General features: G+C 28.1%; 1 protein-coding gene. It reads left to right on the top strand.

What is annotated here, in order from left to right:
* The first annotated feature begins 340 nt into the window (after positions 1-340).
* Complete coding sequence (locus GMC_RS18855; protein ID WP_010520748.1) at positions 341-1,024, top strand: hypothetical protein; 684 nt, start codon at positions 341-343, stop codon at positions 1,022-1,024.
* Positions 1,025-1,303: the final 279 nt, after the last annotated feature.

Genomic DNA, 1,303 nt, shown 5'->3' with positions numbered 1-1,303 from the left:
CATTATATAAACCAATAAAAGCACCTCCTAAGAGATGCTTTTTTGATAAAATAAAATGCTCAACAATAAAAGCAATTCTATTTTTAAGAAATAAATTCATGAGAGCTCACTATAAACGCCTGAAATAAAATCAACTAATCTACACAGTAGTGAATCTCAGAAAATACTCCCTAACCCCTATTCAATAATAAATTTAATCTTTAATTTTTATTTTCGTTTATTGAAAAAAGTAATTTTATTTTTAACAAAAAACGAAAATACTACCTACTATAAATTAGTTATGCAGCAACAGAAGCTACTTGATAAAATAGCAAATATTCTTCCAAAATAAAGTTCGTTAGTGGATCAAATTGCATCAGTACTCGATATTAGTTACGGTGCTGCTTACCGAAGGATAAATTACAAATCCAAGATTTCTATTGATGAAGCTATTCTTTTAGCCAAACACTTTAAAATATCTATAGATTCATTGTTCGGAACAGGCGACGAAAATGTTATTCCTGTTCGAAAAATGCAAATACTAAAGGGTACCGCTGATTTCGAAAATTACTTTAACAATTCAATGGCGTTATTAACGCCACTGTTAAGTATTAAAGATGCTGAAATTATATATAGCGCCAAAGATTTGCCCATATTTTATACCTCCGAAGGCAATATGCTCACAAAGTTCAAACTATTTGTATGGTTAAAAATTTTGGATGCAGAATTTAAACCAAGTAGTTTTTTAAATTTTGCCCTAACTAATTCATTAAAAAAATCTTATCAAAAATTTGGTGAGCTATACAACGATTTGAACACAACAGAAATCTGGGATGTAACCACAATCAATAGTACACTTAAACAGCTTCTTTTTTATTTTGAATCAGGAATAATAACATCTAATGATGCCATCGCAGTCTGCAACGATTTAAAAAAGCTAATTCAAAAAATTTATAATAAAACCTTACCAAACAGTAATTTTAAGTTGTATTACAATGAACTATTGCTGATGAGTAATAATGTATTAATAAAAACTCCTTTTTAAAATTCGTTATTTGTTCCTTTTACGGTACTCAATTATTTTAATACCACCAATCCAAAAACTTGTGAGCAGGTCTCCAAATTCTTAAACGAACAGTTGGAACAATCCAAACTGATAAATACCTCTGGTGACAAGGAAAAGAATATTTTCTTTAATAAAATTTTATCAAAAATTGAAGAGTTAACTAATCATATTAATGGGAAAACCACTCTTGACTTTTAATCTAAAAAATTATAAACAAAAAGATCATTCTCGTTTCTGAGAATAATCTTTTTTATAATA

It is taken from the genome of Aquimarina agarivorans, from assembly GCF_000218485.1.
Classification (GTDB): Bacteria; Bacteroidota; Bacteroidia; order Flavobacteriales; family Flavobacteriaceae; genus Aquimarina; species Aquimarina agarivorans.
The sequence above is the reverse complement of the archived record's forward strand: the minus strand, read 5'-3'. Positions and strand labels throughout refer to the sequence as shown.